This window comes from Cupriavidus sp. LA-1 (assembly GCF_055385985.1).
This window is the reverse complement of record NZ_AP031387.1, coordinates 505547-523122: the sequence shown is the minus strand read 5'-3', so window position 1 is coordinate 523122 and position 17576 is coordinate 505547. Positions and strand designations below refer to the sequence as shown.

Annotated in this window: 15 protein-coding genes; 3 read left to right on the top strand and 12 right to left on the bottom strand. The window is 67.6% G+C overall.

The annotated features are described in order from the left end of the window. Positions 1-83: 83 nt before the first annotated feature. The gene (locus ACZ5MJ_RS02540) at positions 84-1523 is read right to left on the bottom strand and encodes an aldehyde dehydrogenase family protein (RefSeq protein ID WP_464222152.1); all 1440 of its coding nucleotides are present in this window, start codon (positions 1521-1523) and stop codon (positions 84-86) included. A 139-nt stretch (positions 1524-1662) separates the two neighbouring features. Between ACZ5MJ_RS02540 and ACZ5MJ_RS02535 the strand changes: the two genes are divergently transcribed. Next, positions 1663-2550 (top strand): LysR family transcriptional regulator, encoded by an 888-nt coding sequence (locus tag ACZ5MJ_RS02535; RefSeq protein WP_464222151.1) that lies wholly within the window; start codon positions 1663-1665, stop codon positions 2548-2550. A gap of 302 nt (positions 2551-2852) precedes the next feature. Beyond that, complete coding sequence (locus tag ACZ5MJ_RS02530) at positions 2853-3902, top strand: glycosyltransferase family 9 protein (protein WP_464222150.1); 1050 nt, start codon at positions 2853-2855, stop codon at positions 3900-3902. 96 nt (positions 3903-3998) lie between these two features. On the opposite strand, the gene hutG is transcribed toward ACZ5MJ_RS02530, so the two are convergent. From hutG to ACZ5MJ_RS02475, 11 genes are all read right to left on the bottom strand, one after another. Continuing rightward, positions 3999-4811 carry an N-formylglutamate deformylase gene (gene hutG, locus ACZ5MJ_RS02525; RefSeq protein ID WP_464222149.1) on the bottom strand — a complete coding sequence of 271 codons (813 nt, stop codon included), beginning with the start codon at positions 4809-4811 and terminating at the stop codon, positions 3999-4001. Between the two features lie 34 nt (positions 4812-4845). Continuing rightward, positions 4846-6252, bottom strand: coding sequence for a formimidoylglutamate deiminase (locus tag ACZ5MJ_RS02520; RefSeq protein ID WP_464222147.1), 1407 nt, complete (start codon positions 6250-6252; stop codon positions 4846-4848). Further along, positions 6249-7502: an imidazolonepropionase gene (gene hutI, locus ACZ5MJ_RS02515; protein WP_464222146.1), complete on the bottom strand. Its 1254-nt coding sequence runs from the start codon at positions 7500-7502 to the stop codon at positions 6249-6251. The genes ACZ5MJ_RS02520 and hutI overlap by 4 nt, the downstream gene beginning before the upstream one ends. Beyond that, positions 7499-8101: a HutD/Ves family protein gene (locus ACZ5MJ_RS02510; RefSeq protein ID WP_464222144.1), complete on the bottom strand. Its 603-nt coding sequence runs from the start codon at positions 8099-8101 to the stop codon at positions 7499-7501. The genes hutI and ACZ5MJ_RS02510 overlap by 4 nt, the downstream gene beginning before the upstream one ends. Then, on the bottom strand, positions 8098-9798 hold the full coding sequence (hutU, locus tag ACZ5MJ_RS02505) for a urocanate hydratase (RefSeq protein ID WP_464222143.1): 1701 nt from the start codon (positions 9796-9798) through the stop codon (positions 8098-8100). The genes ACZ5MJ_RS02510 and hutU overlap by 4 nt, the downstream gene beginning before the upstream one ends. A gap of 51 nt (positions 9799-9849) precedes the next feature. Next, the gene (gene hutH / locus ACZ5MJ_RS02500; RefSeq protein ID WP_464222141.1) at positions 9850-11436 is read right to left on the bottom strand and encodes a histidine ammonia-lyase; all 1587 of its coding nucleotides are present in this window, start codon (positions 11434-11436) and stop codon (positions 9850-9852) included. Between the two features lie 63 nt (positions 11437-11499). Further along, on the bottom strand, positions 11500-12261 hold the full coding sequence (gene hutC, locus ACZ5MJ_RS02495) for a histidine utilization repressor (RefSeq protein WP_464222139.1): 762 nt from the start codon (positions 12259-12261) through the stop codon (positions 11500-11502). Positions 12262-12267: 6 nt separating this feature from the next. Then, positions 12268-13047, bottom strand: coding sequence for an ABC transporter ATP-binding protein (locus tag ACZ5MJ_RS02490; protein WP_464222136.1), 780 nt, complete (start codon positions 13045-13047; stop codon positions 12268-12270). Next, the gene (locus ACZ5MJ_RS02485; RefSeq protein ID WP_464222134.1) at positions 13044-13913 is read right to left on the bottom strand and encodes an ABC transporter permease; all 870 of its coding nucleotides are present in this window, start codon (positions 13911-13913) and stop codon (positions 13044-13046) included. Before ACZ5MJ_RS02485 ends, ACZ5MJ_RS02490 begins: the two co-directional genes overlap by 4 nt. Before the next feature lie 27 nt (positions 13914-13940). Continuing rightward, entirely contained in the window at positions 13941-14909 is a 969-nt protein-coding gene (locus tag ACZ5MJ_RS02480) for an ABC transporter substrate-binding protein (protein ID WP_464222132.1), read from the bottom strand. 308 nt (positions 14910-15217) lie between these two features. Further along, positions 15218-16225 (bottom strand): NAD-dependent epimerase/dehydratase family protein, encoded by a 1008-nt coding sequence (locus ACZ5MJ_RS02475; RefSeq protein WP_464222130.1) that lies wholly within the window; start codon positions 16223-16225, stop codon positions 15218-15220. Between the two features lie 9 nt (positions 16226-16234). On the opposite strand from ACZ5MJ_RS02475, the gene ACZ5MJ_RS02470 reads away from it, so the two are divergent. Then, on the top strand, positions 16235-17293 hold the full coding sequence (locus tag ACZ5MJ_RS02470) for a CDP-6-deoxy-delta-3,4-glucoseen reductase (RefSeq protein ID WP_464222128.1): 1059 nt from the start codon (positions 16235-16237) through the stop codon (positions 17291-17293). Positions 17294-17576 lie beyond the last annotated feature (283 nt).

Here is a 17576-nt window from a genome sequence, read left to right as displayed (position 1 = left end):
GGCAGATCCGGTGCGGCGTCAGAATCTCACGACCAGGCTGGTTGGGGCGCTTATCCGCATGGGCGATGCGCCTGCAGATGGAATCAATGCCCCGACACCCCTGCCGCCATCAGCAAAGTCTTGGGCTCCAGGTACGCGCTCATCCCCCACTTGCCCATCTCGCGCCCAAGCCCTGATTGCTTGAAACCGCCAAATGGCGCGCGCGGCTCGTTGACCAGCGTATTGACGAGCACGCGGCCTGCGTCGATCTGGCGCGCCACGCGTTCGCAGCGTTCCGGGTCGTTGCCGAGCACCAGCGCACTCAGGCCATAGTGCGTGTCATTGGCTAGAGCGATGGCGTCGGCGTCATTCTCATAGGGAATGAGGGTCAGCACCGGGCCGAAGATTTCCTCGCGCGCTATGCGCATCTGGTTGGTAGCGTTGGTGAAGATCGTCGGCTTGACGAACCAGCCCGCCCGCAGCCCCTCGGGACGCCCCTCTCCACCCGCCAGCACCTGCGCGCCCTCATCGATGCCGATGCGGATGTAGTGCTGCACGCGCTCCCACTGCTTGGCGCTCACCATCGGGCCGATGGCGGTCTCGACATCGCGCGGGTCGCCAACCTTGACCTGTGCAACCGCCTGTCTGGCGACCTGCTCGAATTCCGCGAGCCGCAGGCGCGGCACGAGGATGCGGGTGCCGGCGATGCAGGCCTGGCCGCTGTTGACGAAGCCGGCCTGCAGCGCCAGGGGCATGATGGCGGCGAAGTCCGCATCGTCAAGCACCACGGTTGGCGACTTGCCGCCGAGCTCCAGCGTCACGCGCTTCATGGTGGCTGCGCCCGCGCTCAGCAGATGCTGGCCCACGGCGGAAGATCCGGTGAATGAAATCTTGGCGATATCGGGATGCCGCACGATTTCCTCGCCCACGACTTCGCCCCGGCCGTTGACGATATTGAACACGCCTGGCGGCAGCCCTGCTTCATGCAGTGCGCGGGCAATCACCTGCGTTTGCATGGCGCTCATCTCGCTGGGCTTGATGACGGCAGTGCAGCCTGCTGCCAGCGCGGTGGCAAGTTTGTTGCAGATGAAGCCGGCATTGCTGTTCCAGGGCGTGATCAGGCCCGCCACGCCGATGGGTGTCAGGATGACGCGTGCACTCCCTGCCTGCTCTTCGAACGCGAAGGACTGCAGCACGTCGATGGCCTGGGCAATGACTTCGGCGGGATACGTCGCCATCCAGCGCCCGCGCGCCGAAGGTGCGCCGTATTCCGTGAGGATGGCCTCCATCAGCTCGTCTTCGCGCGCCGCCACGGCCCGGTGCATGCGCTGCAGCGCCGCGATGCGCTCCTCGCGCGAGGTGCGTGACCAGGCCGGGAATGCGGCTTTGGCCGCCGCAATGGCGCGCTGCGCGTCCTGCGCGTCGCCCAGCCGTACCTGGCCGATGATCTCCTCGGTGCTGGGGTTGTGCAGGGCGTACCATTCCTGGCCGTGCGGCACGACGAATTCGCCGTTGATATAGATGTGCTCAATACGTTGCTGCATGACTGCTCCTTTTCAAAGCGGCTCGCATGAGTTCAAGCCGCGATGAAGCGAAGTCTAGGAATGGTTTATTGTTCTGATAAGCGGCCTTGTGGCTGATGACGTATCCGCGATTTCAGGACAATCCATGCACAGAACAGGAATGACCGAGCTGGAGGTGGTTCTGGCCGTCGCGCGCCGCAACAGCTTTCGTGGCGCGGCGCAGGAGTTGAGCATGTCCACCACGGCCGTGAGCAGCGCCGTGGCCGGGCTGGAGGCGCGCCTGAAGGTGCGTATCTTCAACCGCTCGACGCGCAGCGTAGCGCTCACCGATGCCGGGCGGCGCTATGTGGAGCGCATCGCCCCCGCGCTGGCCGAAATCAAAAGCGCCGGCGAAGAAGCCGGCACCGGCATCGATATGCCCAGCGGCACCCTGCGCATCAACGCACCACAGGGCGTAGCCTTCCTGCTGCTGGAGCCGCTCCTTAACCCGTACGCTCAGCGCTACCCCGAGGTGCGCATCGATATCGTCAGCGAATCGCGCCTGATCGACGTCGTGGCCGAGGGCTTTGATGCGGGCATTCGCCTGGCCGAATCCGTGCCGCAGGACATGATTGCCGTGCCGCTCTCGCGCGACATCCGCATGCTCATGGTGGCGACGCCCGGGTACCTCAAACGCCACGGCACCCCCAGGCATCCGCGTGATCTGCTCAAGCACCAGAGCATCGGCATGCGCATGTCGCACGGGGGCATCTACCACTGGGAGCTGGAAAAAGGCGGCCAAAAGCTGCAGATGGAACTACCCATGCGCATGGCCCTCAATGAGCTTCCCGCCATCAAGCAAGCCGTGCTGCTCGGGCTGGGCATCGGCTACATCACCGAATGGTTTATCCAGGATGAGCTGAAGTCCGGCGCGCTGACCCCGGTGCTGGTGCCGTGGTGCCCATCGTTTGGCGGCTTGAGGCTTTATTACTCCGGCCATCGCTTCGTGCCGGCGCGGCTGCGGGCACTCATCGATCTGGTTCATGAATTGGGCTTGGCAACCCGCTGAGGCAGGCTTGCCGTGGTCAATGGCGGAGGATCCGGTCACGGGAACGCGCCGGGTGCAGCCTGGGTCCCGTAAGAACATACAACCAGCTGCGGTCCCGGTCAGGCGTTGAAATACAATACGCTCCGGCGGGGCCCGTGATCGTGACGGGCGGCCAGGCAGGCAATCTCGTCGACCGGTCGGCAGAGGGTGCCGGGTCCGAGTAAAAATCCTGCCGGAACCCATGGGGCAACATGGCTGTCCGACACCACACGCCCCCCGACCACCACTGAACTCTGGAGCGGCCATTGCACTTGAACAGACCGTTGACCACCGGCAAGACCCGCCCCCGCGCATTGATCATGTGCACGGGTGGGCTGGGTGATGTCGTGTGGGCCAGCGCATCGATCGACGCCTTGCGACAAGCGTACGGTGAGCACATCGAAATCGACCTGCTGGTCAAACATCGATCCGACGCCCTGTTCAAGCACGATCCCCGGGTCTCGCGCGTCCTGGTCCTGCGGGGCGGCCCCCGGCTGCCGCTGCTGATCAATCCGCACAAATGGCTGATCCTGGCGCGCGCGCTGGTTCGCTACCCGTATCACCTGATCCTGGACCTGACCATCAACCGGTCGGATTTTTTCCCCAGCCTGGGCTGGCTCTTTCCCGCTGCCCACAAGGTCAAGGTCTACAAGGTCCGCCACGAGGTGGATCCGCCGGAAACACACCGGACCAAGGTCATCCAGCGCCTGCTGGCGTATTGCGTGCCCGAAGCGATCGCGCAGCGCGCCATGCCTTCGTTGCGCAGGCCGGATATCGATATCCGGGCACGTTATGGCCTCGATCAGCCCTATATCTGCCTGCATACGGGGAATAGCTCGTTCTACCACAACAGAAAGAACACGCGCCTCTGGCCGGTGGATAAATGGATCGAATTGCTGGAAGGCTGGTCGCGGTTTTTCCCGGGGCATAAGCCGGTGCTGATCGGCACGCCGTCGGAAGCCGAGCATATTGCGAAGATTGCCGACAGATTCCCGAATGCCATCAATCTCTGCGGAAAGACCCCGCTGCCGGAGATGATGACGCTGATCGCCGATGCCGCGCTTCTGATCGGCACGGATACCGGGCCTACCCATGTCGCGGCGGCATTCGGCACGCCGGTTGTCGCGATTTTCGGGCCGACGCTCTGGCACGTGACTGGGCCCGCGGGCGACAGTGAGCGCATTCGCATCGCGATTCCGCGGGTCGGCACCGATATCGACGACGTGCAGGTGGACCAGGTCGTCGGTGCTGCGTACGAGATGGTTCCCGGCCTGGCAGGAACGGCGCCGCTGCCGGGAGCTGGCGGCAACCTGGCACGACAGCGCACGGCCTGATCCAGGATTCCTTCGACCTTCTGACGAAGGTGCCGCCAGGCGCTGGCGTGGCCCGGGCCCGGTATTGCGCCGGGCCTCTTTGCGTTCCGCGGGGTCTCAGTGAGACTCGACGAATTCCAGCACGGTCGCCAGCATGCCGCGCAGTGCCGGCTGCAGCGCCGTGGCCAGCGCCTCGTCATAGGCGAAGGGATAGACCTCGCTCATATACGCGCACTGCGACAGCTCCAGCTGCACCGCGTGCACGCCATCGGCCGGCTTGCCGTATTGCCGGGTGATGTAGCCACCCTGGAAGCGGCCGTTGAGCACGGCGGTGTGGCCCGGAACGGCACTGGCCTGCTCCAGCAGCTGGCTGGCCAGCTCGGCATCGCAGCTGTCGCCGTTGGCGGTGCCGAGGTTGAAGTCCGGCAGCCTGCCTTCGAAGAAGCGCGGCAGCACCGAGCGGATGGAATGCGCGTCCCACAGTGCGATGGTGCCGTGCTCGGCCTTCAGCCGTGCCAGCTCGGCGGCCAGCGCCTCGTGGTACGGGCGCCAGATGGCATCGCGGCGCGCGGCAATCTCCGCATCGTCGGGGCCGTTGCCATCGGCGTACACCGGTGTCTTGTCGAAGGTATCGACCGGGCACAGGCCGGTGGTGTCCTGGCCGGGATACAGGTTGGCGTTGTCGGGCGGGCGGTTCAGGTCGACCACGTAGCGCGAGTGCGTGGCGGCCAGCACCGATGCGCCCAGTTCGCGGGCGAAGTTGTAGAGGCGTTCCAGGTGCCAGTCGGTATCGGGCACGGTGCGCGCTTCGGCGGTCAGGCGCTGCGAGACCGAAGCCGGCAGGTGCGTGCCGACGTGCGGCATCGATACCAGCAACGGGCGCGTGCCGCGATGCAGGGTGAAGGCGGGGGTATCGGTGGAGAAGGACATGGTCTTTGCAATGCAATGGGCGTGCGCCCGGTTTTCAGTCGGCCAGCAAACTGCCGCGCGCCGCGATGAACTGGCGCCCCGCATCCGCCTGCAGCGGATGCGCGCCATGCTGCACGCGGCTGCGGCCGGCGGTGCGGACATCCGCTAGTGTCTCATGACCGTGGCAGGCGAACACATGGGTGGCCAGCGCCTGCGCCCCGTCCAGGCCCGCCAGCGTCGGATGCGCGCCGTCCAGCACGACGAAGTCGGCCTGCTGCCCCACTGTCAGTCCGGCCACCGCGCGGCCCGAGGCACGCGCGCCGCCGGCCACGGCTTCCAGGTACAAGCGGTCAGCCACTTGCGCATGCGTGTCTGACGCCAGCACGTTGCGCCGCTGCAGCCCCAGCCGCTGCCCGTATTCGAACAGGCGCAACTCTTCGGCCACGCTGACGCTGGCATGGCTGTCGGAGCCGATGCCCCATGCGCCCTGCTGGGCCAGGTAGGGCGCGGCCTCGAACACGCCGTCGCCCAGGTTGGCCTCGGTGGTCGGGCAGATGCCGGCCACCGCGCCGCTGTGCGCCACGCGCCGGCGCTCGTCCCAGTCCATATGCGTGGCATGCACCAGGCACCAGCGCGCGTCGACCTCGGCATGATCGAACAGCCACGCCACCGGGCGCGTGCCAGACCACGCGATGCAGTCGTCGACCTCTTTCTGCTGCTCGGCGATGTGGATGTGGATGGGCGCCTGCGGGTCGATCGCCTGCAGCCCCGCCAGTGCGTGCACCAGGCTTTCCTCCGGCACCGCGCGCAGCGAGTGCGGTGCCAGCCCCAGCCGCGCGCCGGACTGCGCGCACGCGGGGCCAAGCCGTTCCAGCAGCTTCAGCATCGCGTCGGTGTCGTGCAGGAAGCGGCGCTGCCCGGCCAGCGGCGGCTTGCCGCCAAAGCCGGCGGTCTGGTACAGCACCGGCAGCAGCGTCATGCCGATGCCGGTACGCTGCGCCGCGCGGAGCAGCCGCAGCGACATCTCGGCGGCATCGGCATAGGGCTTGCCGCCGGCATCGTGATGCACGTAGTGGAACTCGCACACGCTGGTGTAGCCGGCGCGCAGCATCTCGATATAGAGCTGGGTGGCGATGGCCTCCAGCGTGTCGGGCGAAATCCGCTGCGCGAAGCGGTACATCAGCGTGCGCCAGCTCCAGAAGGAGTCGGCGCCGGCGGGGTCGTCGCCCTGCGGGCTGCTGCGGAACTCGGTCAGCCCGGCAAAGCCGCGCTGGAATGCGTGCGAGTGCAGGTTGGGCATGCCGGGCAGCACCGGGCCGGCCGCGCGCGGCACGCCGGCCTCTGGAGCGGCACCAGTCCGCACGGTGGTGAAACGGCCCTGCTCATCCCAGGCCAGCAGCACATCGCGTGCCCAGCCGGTCGGCAGCAGCGCAAAGGGCGCGAAGAGTTGCGAGCCGCTCATGCCGAGACTCCTTCGTGTGCATGCACACGTCCCTGGCGCACCACGGTCGCGACCGGATTGCGGCCGAACCAGTAAGCCAGCTCGGCGGGCGAATCGATGCGCCAGAGCGCAAAGTCGGCAACGCGCCCCGCTTCCAGCAACCCATGGCGATCCGCCGCGCCGAGCGCACGCGCGGCATGCACGGTCACGCCAGCCAGCGCTTCCGGCACTGTCAGCCGGAACAGCGTGCACGCCATATTCATCATCAGCAGCAGCGAAGTCACCGGCGACGTCCCCGGGTTGTGATCGGTCGAGATCGCCATCGGCACGCCGTACTGGCGCAGCAGCGCGATCGGCGGCAGGTTGGTGTCGCGCAGGAAGTAATAGGCACCGGGCAGCAGCACCGCCACCGTGCCGGCCTCCGCCATCGCCGCGACGCCGGCCTCATCGAGATGCTCGAGGTGATCGGCGGACAAGGCGCGATGGCGCGCGGCGAGAGCGGCACCGCCGAGGTTGCTCAGTTGCTCGGCATGCAGCTTGACGCGCAGGCCGTGGCGCGCCGCGGCTTCGAATACGCGTTCAGTCTGTGCAATCGAAAAACCGATCGACTCGCAGAAGGCATCGACCGCATCGACCAGTCCCTCCCCGGCCAGCGCCGGCAGCATCGTGCCGCAGACCAGGTCGATATAGTCGTCGGCACGGCCCGCGTATTCCGGCGGCAGCGCATGCGCGCCCAGGAAGGTCGTGTGGACCGAGATGCCGAAGTGCTCGCCCAGCCGGCGCGCCACGCGCAGTTGCTTGCGCTCGGCTTCGAGGTTCAGCCCGTAGCCCGACTTGATCTCGATGGCGGTGACGCCCTCGGCCAGCAGCGGCCGCAGGCGTGCGGCGGCCTGCGCGAACAGCGTGTCTTCATCTGCGGCACGCGTGGCGCGCACGGTCGAGACGATGCCGCCGCCGGCGCGCGCGATCTCTTCATAGCCGGCGCCGGCCAGCCGCATCGCGAACTCGTCGGCGCGCTGGCCGCCGTAGACCAGGTGCGTATGGCAGTCGACCAGGCCCGGCGTGATCCAGGCACCGTTGGCGTCATGGCGCGGTGCGCCACGCCAGGCGTCCGGCAGGTCCGCGGCGGCGCCGAGCCAGGCGATGCGTCCTTGCTCGACCACCAGCGCGGCAGCGCGGATCGCGCGTGCGGGATCGGCATCGGGCAGCAGGTGGCAGTTGTGCCAGACGCCGTCCGCGCTGGGCGCGGACGATACAAAGTTCAGCGTCATTGGTCGGGCTCCGTCTCAAGGGTGACGCACAGGCACAGGGCCGCGTCCCCCACAGGTTCAAACGATGGCGTCGAGGCGGCGTCGGCAGCGCCATACAGCGCCCCTTCGCCCGCTTGCAGCACCAGGCCGGCGTCATGCGCCCGCCATGCTCCGCTGACAGCCAGCAGGCACGCAGTACGGCCGCCGGTGTCGCAGGCAAACCCCTGCCGGAAGGCTTCAACGCGCGCGCGGCAGTGGCCGCGCCGCGTCATCACATTGAAGTCGCGCGTGGCACCACCGAGCAGCGTTGACTGCAGGCCGGTATCGCCGGAGAAGGCGAACGGCTCGCCGATGCGCTCCAGGCGATGGCTGAAGCTGGCATCGTCCGCGCGCAGCGTCACGCCGGCGCCTTCGAGCAGCACGATCTGGCGGTCAATGCCGGGGAAGGCCGAGAAGGGGCCGTCGCGTTCGATATCGGCCACGCTCAGGCGCCAGATGAAATCATCCATGCCGGCGGCCGGCGGCCATACCGCGATCTCGCGCGTATTGCCGCCGCCGTTCTTCCAGCGCGTGGGTGCGATGTCGGCCAGCGCGAACCGTCGTAATAGCGTCAGGCTCATACGCCCTTCACCATCGGCAGGTTCAGGCCCTTCTCGTGCGCGCATTCGATGGCGAGTTCATAGCCCGCATCGGCATGGCGCATCACGCCGGTGGCCGGATCGTTCCACAGCACGCGCTCGATGCGCCTGGCCGCCGCATCGGTGCCGTCGCACACGATCACCACCCCGGAATGCTGCGAGAAGCCCATGCCGACGCCGCCGCCATGATGCAGGCTGACCCACGTCGCGCCGCCCGCGGTGTTCAGCAGCGCGTTGAGCAGCGGCCAGTCCGACACCGCATCCGAGCCGTCGCGCATGGCTTCGGTCTCGCGGTTGGGCGAGGCCACCGAGCCGCAATCCAGGTGATCGCGGCCGATCACCACCGGCGCCTTGAGTTCGCCCGACTTCACCATCTCGTTGAAAGCCAGGCCGGCGCGGTGGCGCTCATCCAGGCCCACCCAGCAGATGCGCGCCGGCAGGCCCTGGAAGGCGATGCGGTCATGCGCCATGTCGAGCCAGCGGTGCAGGTGCTTGTCCTCCGGGAACAGCTCCTTCATCTTGGCATCGGTCTTGTAGATATCCTCCGGATCGCCCGACAGCGCAACCCAGCGGAACGGGCCCTTGCCGCGGCAGAACAGCGGGCGGATATAGGCCGGCACGAAGCCGGGGAAATCAAAGGCGTTCTTCACGCCCTCGTCGAACGCGACCTGGCGGATATTGTTGCCGTAGTCGACCGTGGGCACGCCCATCTTCTGGAAGTCGAGCATGGCCTGCACGTGTTTCACGATGGACGGGCGCGCGGCGGCTTCCACCGACTTGGGATCCTGCGTCCGCGCAGCTTCCCATTGCGCAACGCTCCAGCCCGCCGGCAGATAGCCGTTGACCAGGTCGTGCGCCGAGGTCTGGTCGGTGACGATGTCCGGACGCATGCCGCCGGCCTGTGCGCGCTTGACCAGTTCCGGCAGGATCTCGGCGGCATTGCCGAGCAGGCCGACCGAGATCGCCTGCTTGTTCTGCGTGGCTTCGGCGATCATCGCCAGCGCCTCATCGAGGGTGGTGGCCTTCTTGTCGACATAGCGCGTGCGCAGGCGGAAATCGATGCGCGATTCCTGGCACTCGATCGCCAGCACGCAGGCACCGGCCAGCACGCCCGCGAGCGGCTGCGCGCCGCCCATGCCGCCCAGGCCCGCGGTCAGGATCCACTTGCCGGACAGGTCGCCGTTGTAGTGCTGGCGGCCGGCCTCGACAAAGGTCTCGTAGGTGCCCTGCACGATGCCCTGCGTGCCGATATAGATCCACGAGCCCGCCGTCATCTGGCCGTACATCATCAGGCCGGCGCGGTCGAGCTCGTTGAACTTGTCCCAGTTGGCCCAGTGCGGCACCAGGTTGGAATTGGCGATCAGCACGCGCGGCGCATCGGCATGGGTGCGGAACACGCCCACCGGCTTGCCCGACTGCACCAGCAGCGACTCGTCTTCACCAAGGCGGCGCAGGCTGTCGAGGATGGCGTCGAAGCATTCCCAGTTGCGCGCGGCCTTGCCGATGCCGCCGTACACCACCAGGTCCTGCGGGCGCTCGGCCACGTCCGGGTCGAGGTTGTTCTGGATCATGCGGTAGGCGGCTTCGATCAGCCAGTTCTTGCAGTGCAGCTGGCTGCCGCGCGGCGCGCGGATCTCGCGCTGGCCGCGCTGGATGAATTGGTTTTCGTTGGCGTTCATGTCTTGTTCTCCGGCTGCGGATCGGGTCTGGCAGTGTCGGTGCGGGGCGCGTTACGACAGGTTGGTCGGCAGGATCACGCGCACGGCATCTGGCCAGCCCGCACCGGCATCGCCCTGCACCACCCATTGCTTCATGGCCTCGATGTCCGGCGCCAGGTAGCGGTCCTCTTCGACAAAGGCCACGCGCGCGCGGATCCGGGCCAGTTCCTGCTCCACCAGCGGCGACGACTTCAGCGGACGATGGAATTCAATGCCCTGCGCCGCGGCCATGGCCTCGATGCCGACCACCACCGCGGTGTTGGCGGCCATGTCGCCCAGCCGGCGTGCGCCGTAGGTGGCCATCGACACATGGTCTTCCTGGTTGGCCGAGGTCGGCAGGCTGTCGACGCTGGACGGATGGGCCAGCGACTTGTTCTCCGAGGCCAGCGCCGCCGCGGTCACCTGCGCGATCATAAAGCCCGAGTTCAGGCCGCCGTCGCGCACCAGGAACGGCGGCAGGCCCGACAGGCCGGTATCGAGCAGCAGCGCCAGGCGGCGCTCGGAAATCGCGCCGATCTCGGCGATCGCCAGCGCGATGATGTCGGCGGCAAAGGCCACCGGCTCGGCGTGGAAGTTGCCGCCGGACACCACATCGCCCTGCTCGGAGAACACCAGCGGGTTGTCCGACGCGGCATTGGCCTCGATCTGCAGGACGCGCGCGGCGTGCTGCAGGTTGTCCAGGCATGCGCCCATCACCTGCGGCTGGCAGCGGATCGAATACGGGTCCTGCACGCGGCCGCAGGCCTTGTGCGAATCGACGATCTCGCTGCCGTCCAGCATGGCGCGCACCGCGCCGGCCACGGCGATCTGGCCGGCCTGGCCGCGCGCCGCATGGATGCGGGCATCGAACGGCTTGACCGAGCCCTTGATGGCTTCCAGCGACAGCGCGCCGGCCACCAGGCCGGCGGCAAAGGCGTCTTCGGCGGCAAACAGGCCGGCCAGCGCCAGCGCGGTCGACACCTGGGTGCCGTTGAGCAGCGCCAGGCCTTCCTTGGGGCCCAGCTCGAAGGCCTGCAGGCCGGCGTGCGCCAGGCCCTCGGCGGCGGGTACGCGCTTGCCGTCGACCAGCACGTCGCCCACGCCGATCAGCGTGCACGACATATGCGCCAGCGGCGCCAGGTCGCCCGAGGCGCCCACCGACCCCTTGGCCGGAATGCACGGCGTCACGCCGTGGTTGGCCAGCGCCAGCAGCGCCTCGATCAGCTCCGGGCGCACGCCCGAGTGGCCGCGCGCCAGGCTCACGGCCTTGATCGCCAGGATCAGGCGCACCGTGTCTTCGGCCAGGTCCGGGCCAGTGCCGACGCTGTGCGACAGCACCAGGTTGCGCTGCAACTGGGCCAGCTTGTCGTGCGGGATGCGGCTTTGCGCCAGCTTGCCGAAGCCGGTGTTGATGCCGTAGACCACGGCGTCGGCGTCAATGATGTCCTGCACCGTGGCCTGCGCGGCACGCACGCCGGCCCAGGCCGAGTCGGCCATGGCCAGGCGCACCTCGCCGCGGTAGACGCGGCGCAGGTCGGCCAGGGTGACTTGGCCCGGCTGCAAGGTCAGCACGGGGCGGGAAGCTTGGTCTTGTTGGCTGGCTTGTACGCTCGCGGTCATTTGTATGTTCCTGTCTATACAGCTTAGAGTAAAAATTGAACCGTTGGGCTGAGTCTTGTGGAATCAGCCGAAAGCGGGGTTGCCCTCGGCGCGGAAGCGGCTGCCGAGGCGATATCGGTTGCCCGGATGCAGGCAACGCACAAAGGTCACCGGCACGCCATTGGTCCAGGTGCGGCGCGTCAGCATCAGGCAAGGTTGCGTAGGCGGCATTTCCAGCTGCGCGGCCTGCTCCGGCGTCGCGGCGATGGCATCGACCACATGTTCTACCTGATCGTAGGGCACATGGCGCAGCAGGTACTCGCCGGGCTGGGTCTCGCTGAAATCCTGGCTGATGAAGTCCGGCGCCACGCGCGGGTTGACGTAGCGGTCCTCAAGCTGCACCGGCACGCCGTCCTCGCGATGCACGCACACCGAGTGGAACACCGATTCACCGGTGCGCAGCTCCAGCGCGGCGGCCACCTCGATCGAGGCCGAGACCCGCTCCACCAGGATCACGTCGCAGGCATAGTCATGCCCGCGCATGCGGATCTCGTCCTGCAGGTTGACCACCGAGAGCAGCGTCGACTGCGGCTTGTGCTCGGCGACGAAGGTGCCCACGCCGGCCACGCGCACCACCCGGCCCTGCTCCTGCAGCTCGCGCAGCGCCCGGTTCACGGTCATGCGCGAAACGCCGAAGCGGTTCACCAGTTCCTGCTCCGACGGCACCCGGTCTCCCGGCTGCCACGCGCCGCTCTGGATCTGGCGGGCGATGTACTCCTTCACCTGCTGGTAGAGCGCGGTGGGAGAGGCAGAAGCGGAAGTCGGGGTGCCGGCGGCGTGGTTCATAAGGTCTTAGTGCTCGGCCGAGGCCATGGCCTCGGCACGGATCTCCTCGGTCAGCCGTGCCTTGAGCGCGGAGAACTCCGGAGTGGTCTTGATCGTGTAATGGCGCGGATGCGGGAAATCCACCGCGATCTCGCTCTTGATCCGACCCGGCCTGGCGGAGAACACCGCCACCCGGTTGGCCATGAAAATGGCCTCGTCGATATCGTGGGTCACGAATAATACCGTCTTGCGCGAGGCCTCCCAAATGCCCAGCAGCAACTCCTGCATCAGCACGCGGGTCTGGTTGTCGAGCGCGCCGAAGGGTTCGTCGAGCAGCAGGATCTTGGGGTCGTTGGCCAGTGCGCGCGCAATCGCGGTGCGCTGCTGCATGCCGCCCGAGAGCTGCTTCGGGTAATGGTGCTCGAAGCCGCGCAGCCCCACGCGCTGGATAAAGAAGTCGCTGCGCTCCTTCTGCCCGGCCGCGCTCATGCCGCGCTCGCGCAGGCCGAAGCGCACGTTCTGCTCGATCGTCAGCCACGGGAACAGCGTGTACGACTGGAACACCATGCCGCGGTCAGCACCGGGGGCGAACACCGGCTGGCCGTCCAGCAGCACGCGGCCGCTGGTGGGGGTGTCCAGCCCGGCCACGATGCGCAGCAGCGTGGACTTGCCGCAGCCCGAGGGCCCGAGGATGGTGACGAAGTCGTTGTCGCGGACCTCGAAGTCGACCGGCTGCAGCGCCAGGGTCTGGCCGCCGCGCGGGTTGGAGAACGTGCGCGAGACCTGCTGGATGGACAGTGCGCTCATTGGATCGAACTCCACGGGAACAGGCGCTGGTTGGCGCGCTTGAAGACAAGGTCCGAGACCAGGCCGATGCAGCCGATCACGATGATGCCGAAGATGATCTGCCCGGTATTGAGCAGCGCCTGGCTGTCGGTGATCATGTGCCCGATGCCCGACGACGAACCGATCAGCTCGGCCACGATCACGTAGGTCCAGGCCCAGCCCAGCACCAGCCGCAGGATCTCGGCGATCTCCGGCGCCGCGCCCGGGATCAGCACGCGCCGCACGATGCCGGCGCTGTTGGCGCCCAGCGTGTAGGCCGCCTCCACCAGGTCCTTGCGCGCGCCGCCGACGGCCACCGCCACCATCAGCACGATCTGGAAGAACGAGCCGATAAAGATCACCAGCAGCTTCTGGGTCTCGCCGATGCCGGCCCACAGGATCAGCAGCGGGATGAAGGCCGACGCGGGCAGGTAGCGGCAGAACGACACGAAGGGCTCGAAGAACGCCTCGGCCGCCTTGTAGGCACCCATGAAGATGCCCAGCGGCACCGCGATCGCCGCGGCCAGCACGAAGCCGCCGAGCACGCGCCACACGGTCATGCCGATGTCGCCGATGAAGTTGTACTCGGTGAACAGCAGCACGCCCTCCCTGGCCATCGTCATCGGGTCGGCCAGGAACGTGCGCGGCACGAAGCCGCCCAGCGTCACCACCGCCCAGATGCCGAAGAACAGCACGAAGAAGGACAGGCCCAGCAGCCAGCGGGTATTGGGCGCCACCGGCACCAGCGGCGCCAGCCACGGGTGGCGCCGGCGCACCGGCGCCACCTCCGCGGCGGTAGCCGCCACGGCGGTGGCCGGGGCGGGTGAACCAATTCGGGCTTGCGTCATGACGTCGCGCTCCTGGGAACGGCCTGCTTACTTGAGGAAACGCGCGTCATACAGCGCTGTCACGTCCGGCACCTGGCGGATCACGCCGATGTCCAGCAGCACCCCCGCCGCTTCCTTGCTGAAGCTGGCGAGTTCGCCGGCAAAGAACTTGCGGTTGGCGTCGCGGTCCTGCCAGCGCAGGTAGGCGGAGGACCTGGCGAACTGCTCGCCGGTCTGCTTGACCGCGGCGCCCATGATGTCATTGGCCCGGGCCGGCTCCTTCTGGATCATCTCCAGGGCCTCGAAGTAGCTGTCGACCAGCGCCTGCGCGGCCTTGGGATTGTCCTTGAGCCACTTGGGCGCGCAGCCCAGCGTGTCGGTCACCATCGGGTAGTCGAGCGTGGTCGCCAGGATCTTGCCCTTGTCCGGGTTCTGGCGCACGGTCGACAGGTACGGCTCATAGGTCATGGCGCCGTCGTTCTGGCCCGCCACGAAGGCCTGCGCGGCCGCCTGCGGCGACAGCGTGGTGGTCTTGACGTCCTTGAGCGACATGCCGTTCTTCTTCAGCATCCAGGCCAGGCCGAAGTAAGGCGCGGTGCCCGGCGCATCGACGCCAATGGTCTTGCCCTTCAGGTCGGCAAAGCTCTTCACGTCGGCGCGCACGGCCAGGCCGTCGGCGCCATAGGACTTGTCGAGCTGCACGATCTGGGTGATGGGCACGCCGTTGGCGTTCCAGGCCACGTGCGTTTCCACGGTGGTGGCCGCGCACTGGATCGCGCCCGAGGCCAGCGCCAGGTGGCGGTCCTTCTGCGGGATCATCTTGATGTCGACATCAACGCCGTGCTTCTTGAAGATGCCGGCCTTGTCGGCCAGCGTCAGCGGCGCGAAACCGGTCCAGCCGCTCATGCCCAGCGTGACCTGGGTCGCCTGGGCGTGTGCCGCACCGGCTCCGAGTGCCGCGGCCAGCATCGCAGCCTGCACTGCCATCCGACCGCGAATCCTGCTGTGAACCTTCATCTGTACGCTCCTTTGGTGTGTCCGTCGACGGCTGGCCATGCGTGCGGCCGCGCTCGTTTTCGGGCATTAGACAATACCTGTATATACAAGTCAACGTAGGGCTTCCACCAAGCGACCAGGCGGATAAATGCCTGAAACAGCGCTTTTCGGCGGGAATTCCTTGACAGGTCTCGCACTGCCCCGGTTCACGGAATGCCGTGCCAGCACCATGCCGAGGCGAAGGAAGTGTTGCTGTATAGACAGGATCAAGACCACGCACAGAGGCAGCAAGCCCCGTGCCAGTCACACGGGGCAGACCGGCAAGGCGGTCAGGCGTCGAAGAAGGAGGTGACGGTGGGGTAGCGCAGCCGCAGGCGCAGCTCGCGTTTCAGGCGGCGGTTGTCGAGGCGGCGCGATTCACTCATGAAGCTCAACAGCGTCTTGTCGATCACTTGACGGGCCTCGCCGCGGGTGATCCGCGGCGGGCGCGGCAGGCCGCGGCGGTCGGCGACCAGGTCGAAATAGTCGGCCATGCGCAGTTCGGTGTCGTCGCTGGCATGGACCACGCGCTGTGGACGCCCGCGGAACAGCGCCGCGATCATGGTGCGCGCCAGGTCGTCGGCGTGGATATGGCTGGTGTAGACGTCGTCCTGCGGCACCAGCGCCGGCGTGCCGCGCTTGAGCCGGGCCACTGGCAGGCGGTCTTCGGCATAGATGCCGGGGATGCGCACCAGGCTGGCGCGCCAGCCGGCATCGCGGCCAAAGGCACGCACCGCCTGTTCGGCCGCCACGCGGCGGCGCGCGCGTGGGGTCTGGGGCCGCACCGCGTGGAATTCCGAGACCCGGGCGCCCTGCCGGTCGCCGTAGACGCCGGAGGTGCTGGCATAGACAAACGCAGCGCGGGACCGGATACGGTCGGGTAGAATGGCGGGCTCGCCGGGAAGCATGCCGGCAGACGTCCTGGCACGGCGCCAGGCCGTCCGGCGCAATGCGCCGAGCAGCGCACGCGTGCGCGGATCGCCGTCACCCTGCCCGGGCGGCGGCGCCAGGTCCAGCACCTGCGTGGCCAGCCCGTGCAGCCGTGCCAGCGTGGCCGGCCGGTCCAGGTCAGCCACCAGCGGCACCGCGCCGGCGGTACGCAGTTCGGCGCGGCGCGCCGGCTGCGACGTCACGGCAAAGACACGCATGCGCGACGACAGGATTCGCAGGCAGCGCGTCCCCACATCCCCGCAGCCGACGATCAACAGGCGCGGGCGGCCCAGCCGGCGCGAAGGTGCCGGCAGCCGCGGAAGTTGTGGAAGGCGCGAGGGCTGCAGCTTCGACAGAATTTGGCTCATAGACCGATTATGGCTTATCAAGTAACCGTCATGCCCAGCGGCCACAAGTTTGAAGTGGCCACCGACGAAACCATCCTCGGCGCGGCCCTGCGCCACAGCATCGGGCTGCCCTACGGCTGCAAGAACGGCGCCTGCGGCTCGTGCAAGGGCCGCGTGCTCGCCGGCGACATCGTGCAGGGCGACCACGCCCCGGCGGCACTGACCGCGCAGGAAAAGACCGAGGGCCGCGCCCTGTTCTGCTGCGCCAACGCCGCCTCGGACATCACCATCGAATGCCGCGAAGTCCACGGCGCGGGCGATATCCCGATCAAGAAAGTGCCGTGCCGCGTGACCTCGCTCGAGCGCCTGGCCGACGACGTGATCGCCATCAAGCTGCAGCTGCCGGCGACCGAGCGCATGCAGTACCTGGCCGGCCAGTACGTGGAATTCCTGCTGCGCGACGGCAAGCGCCGCAGCTATTCGATCGCCACGCCGCCGCATGAGGACGGCCCGATCGAGCTCCATATCCGCCATATGCCGGGCGGCGCCTTCACCGACTACGTCTTTGGCGCCAGGGAAGGCCAGCCGGCCATGAAGGAGCGCGACATCCTGCGCTTCGAGGGCCCGCTGGGCAGCTTCTTCCTGCGCGAGGAATCCGAGGCCCCGATCATCCTGCTGGCTTCCGGCACCGGTTTCGCGCCGATCAAGGCCATCGTCGAACACGCCGCCTATACCGGCATCACCCGCCCGATGACGCTGTACTGGGGCGGCCGCCGGCCCAAGGACCTGTACATGCACGCGCTTGCCGAGCAGTGGGCGCGCGACCTGCCCAACTTCCGCTACGTGCCGGTGGTCTCCGACGCGCTGCCGGAAGACGACTGGCAGGGCCGCACCGGCTTTGTCCACCAGGCCGTGATCGCCGACCATCCCGACTTGTCGGGCCACGAGGTCTACGCCTGCGGCGCGCCGGTGATGATCAATGCCGCACGCGGCGACTTCACCCGCCAGTGCAAGCTGCACGAGGACGCGTTCTTCGCCGACTCGTTCACCTCCGAGGCCGACATGCACCCGGCCGCTCCCGCGGCCTGAGGCCGCCGGACAGCCGTTCCTTCAGCGCAACAATGCCCGGGCCCGCCAAAATTCGTTTTGACACCCGGGTCCATGCGCCTTATATTTGCCCGCATGCACACGACCTTCAACCGACGCCGCAGCTTCCGTACGTCGCTCCCCGCTGGGGTGCCGCGCGGCTGACCGTCGACTGCGTCTGTTCATGTCAACGAGCCACGGGCAACCCCCGTGGCTTTTTGTTTTTGTTTTAGTTTTTGTTCTTGTTGCGTCTTTCGCGCCCGTCCGTCCATCGTTACACGCCGAC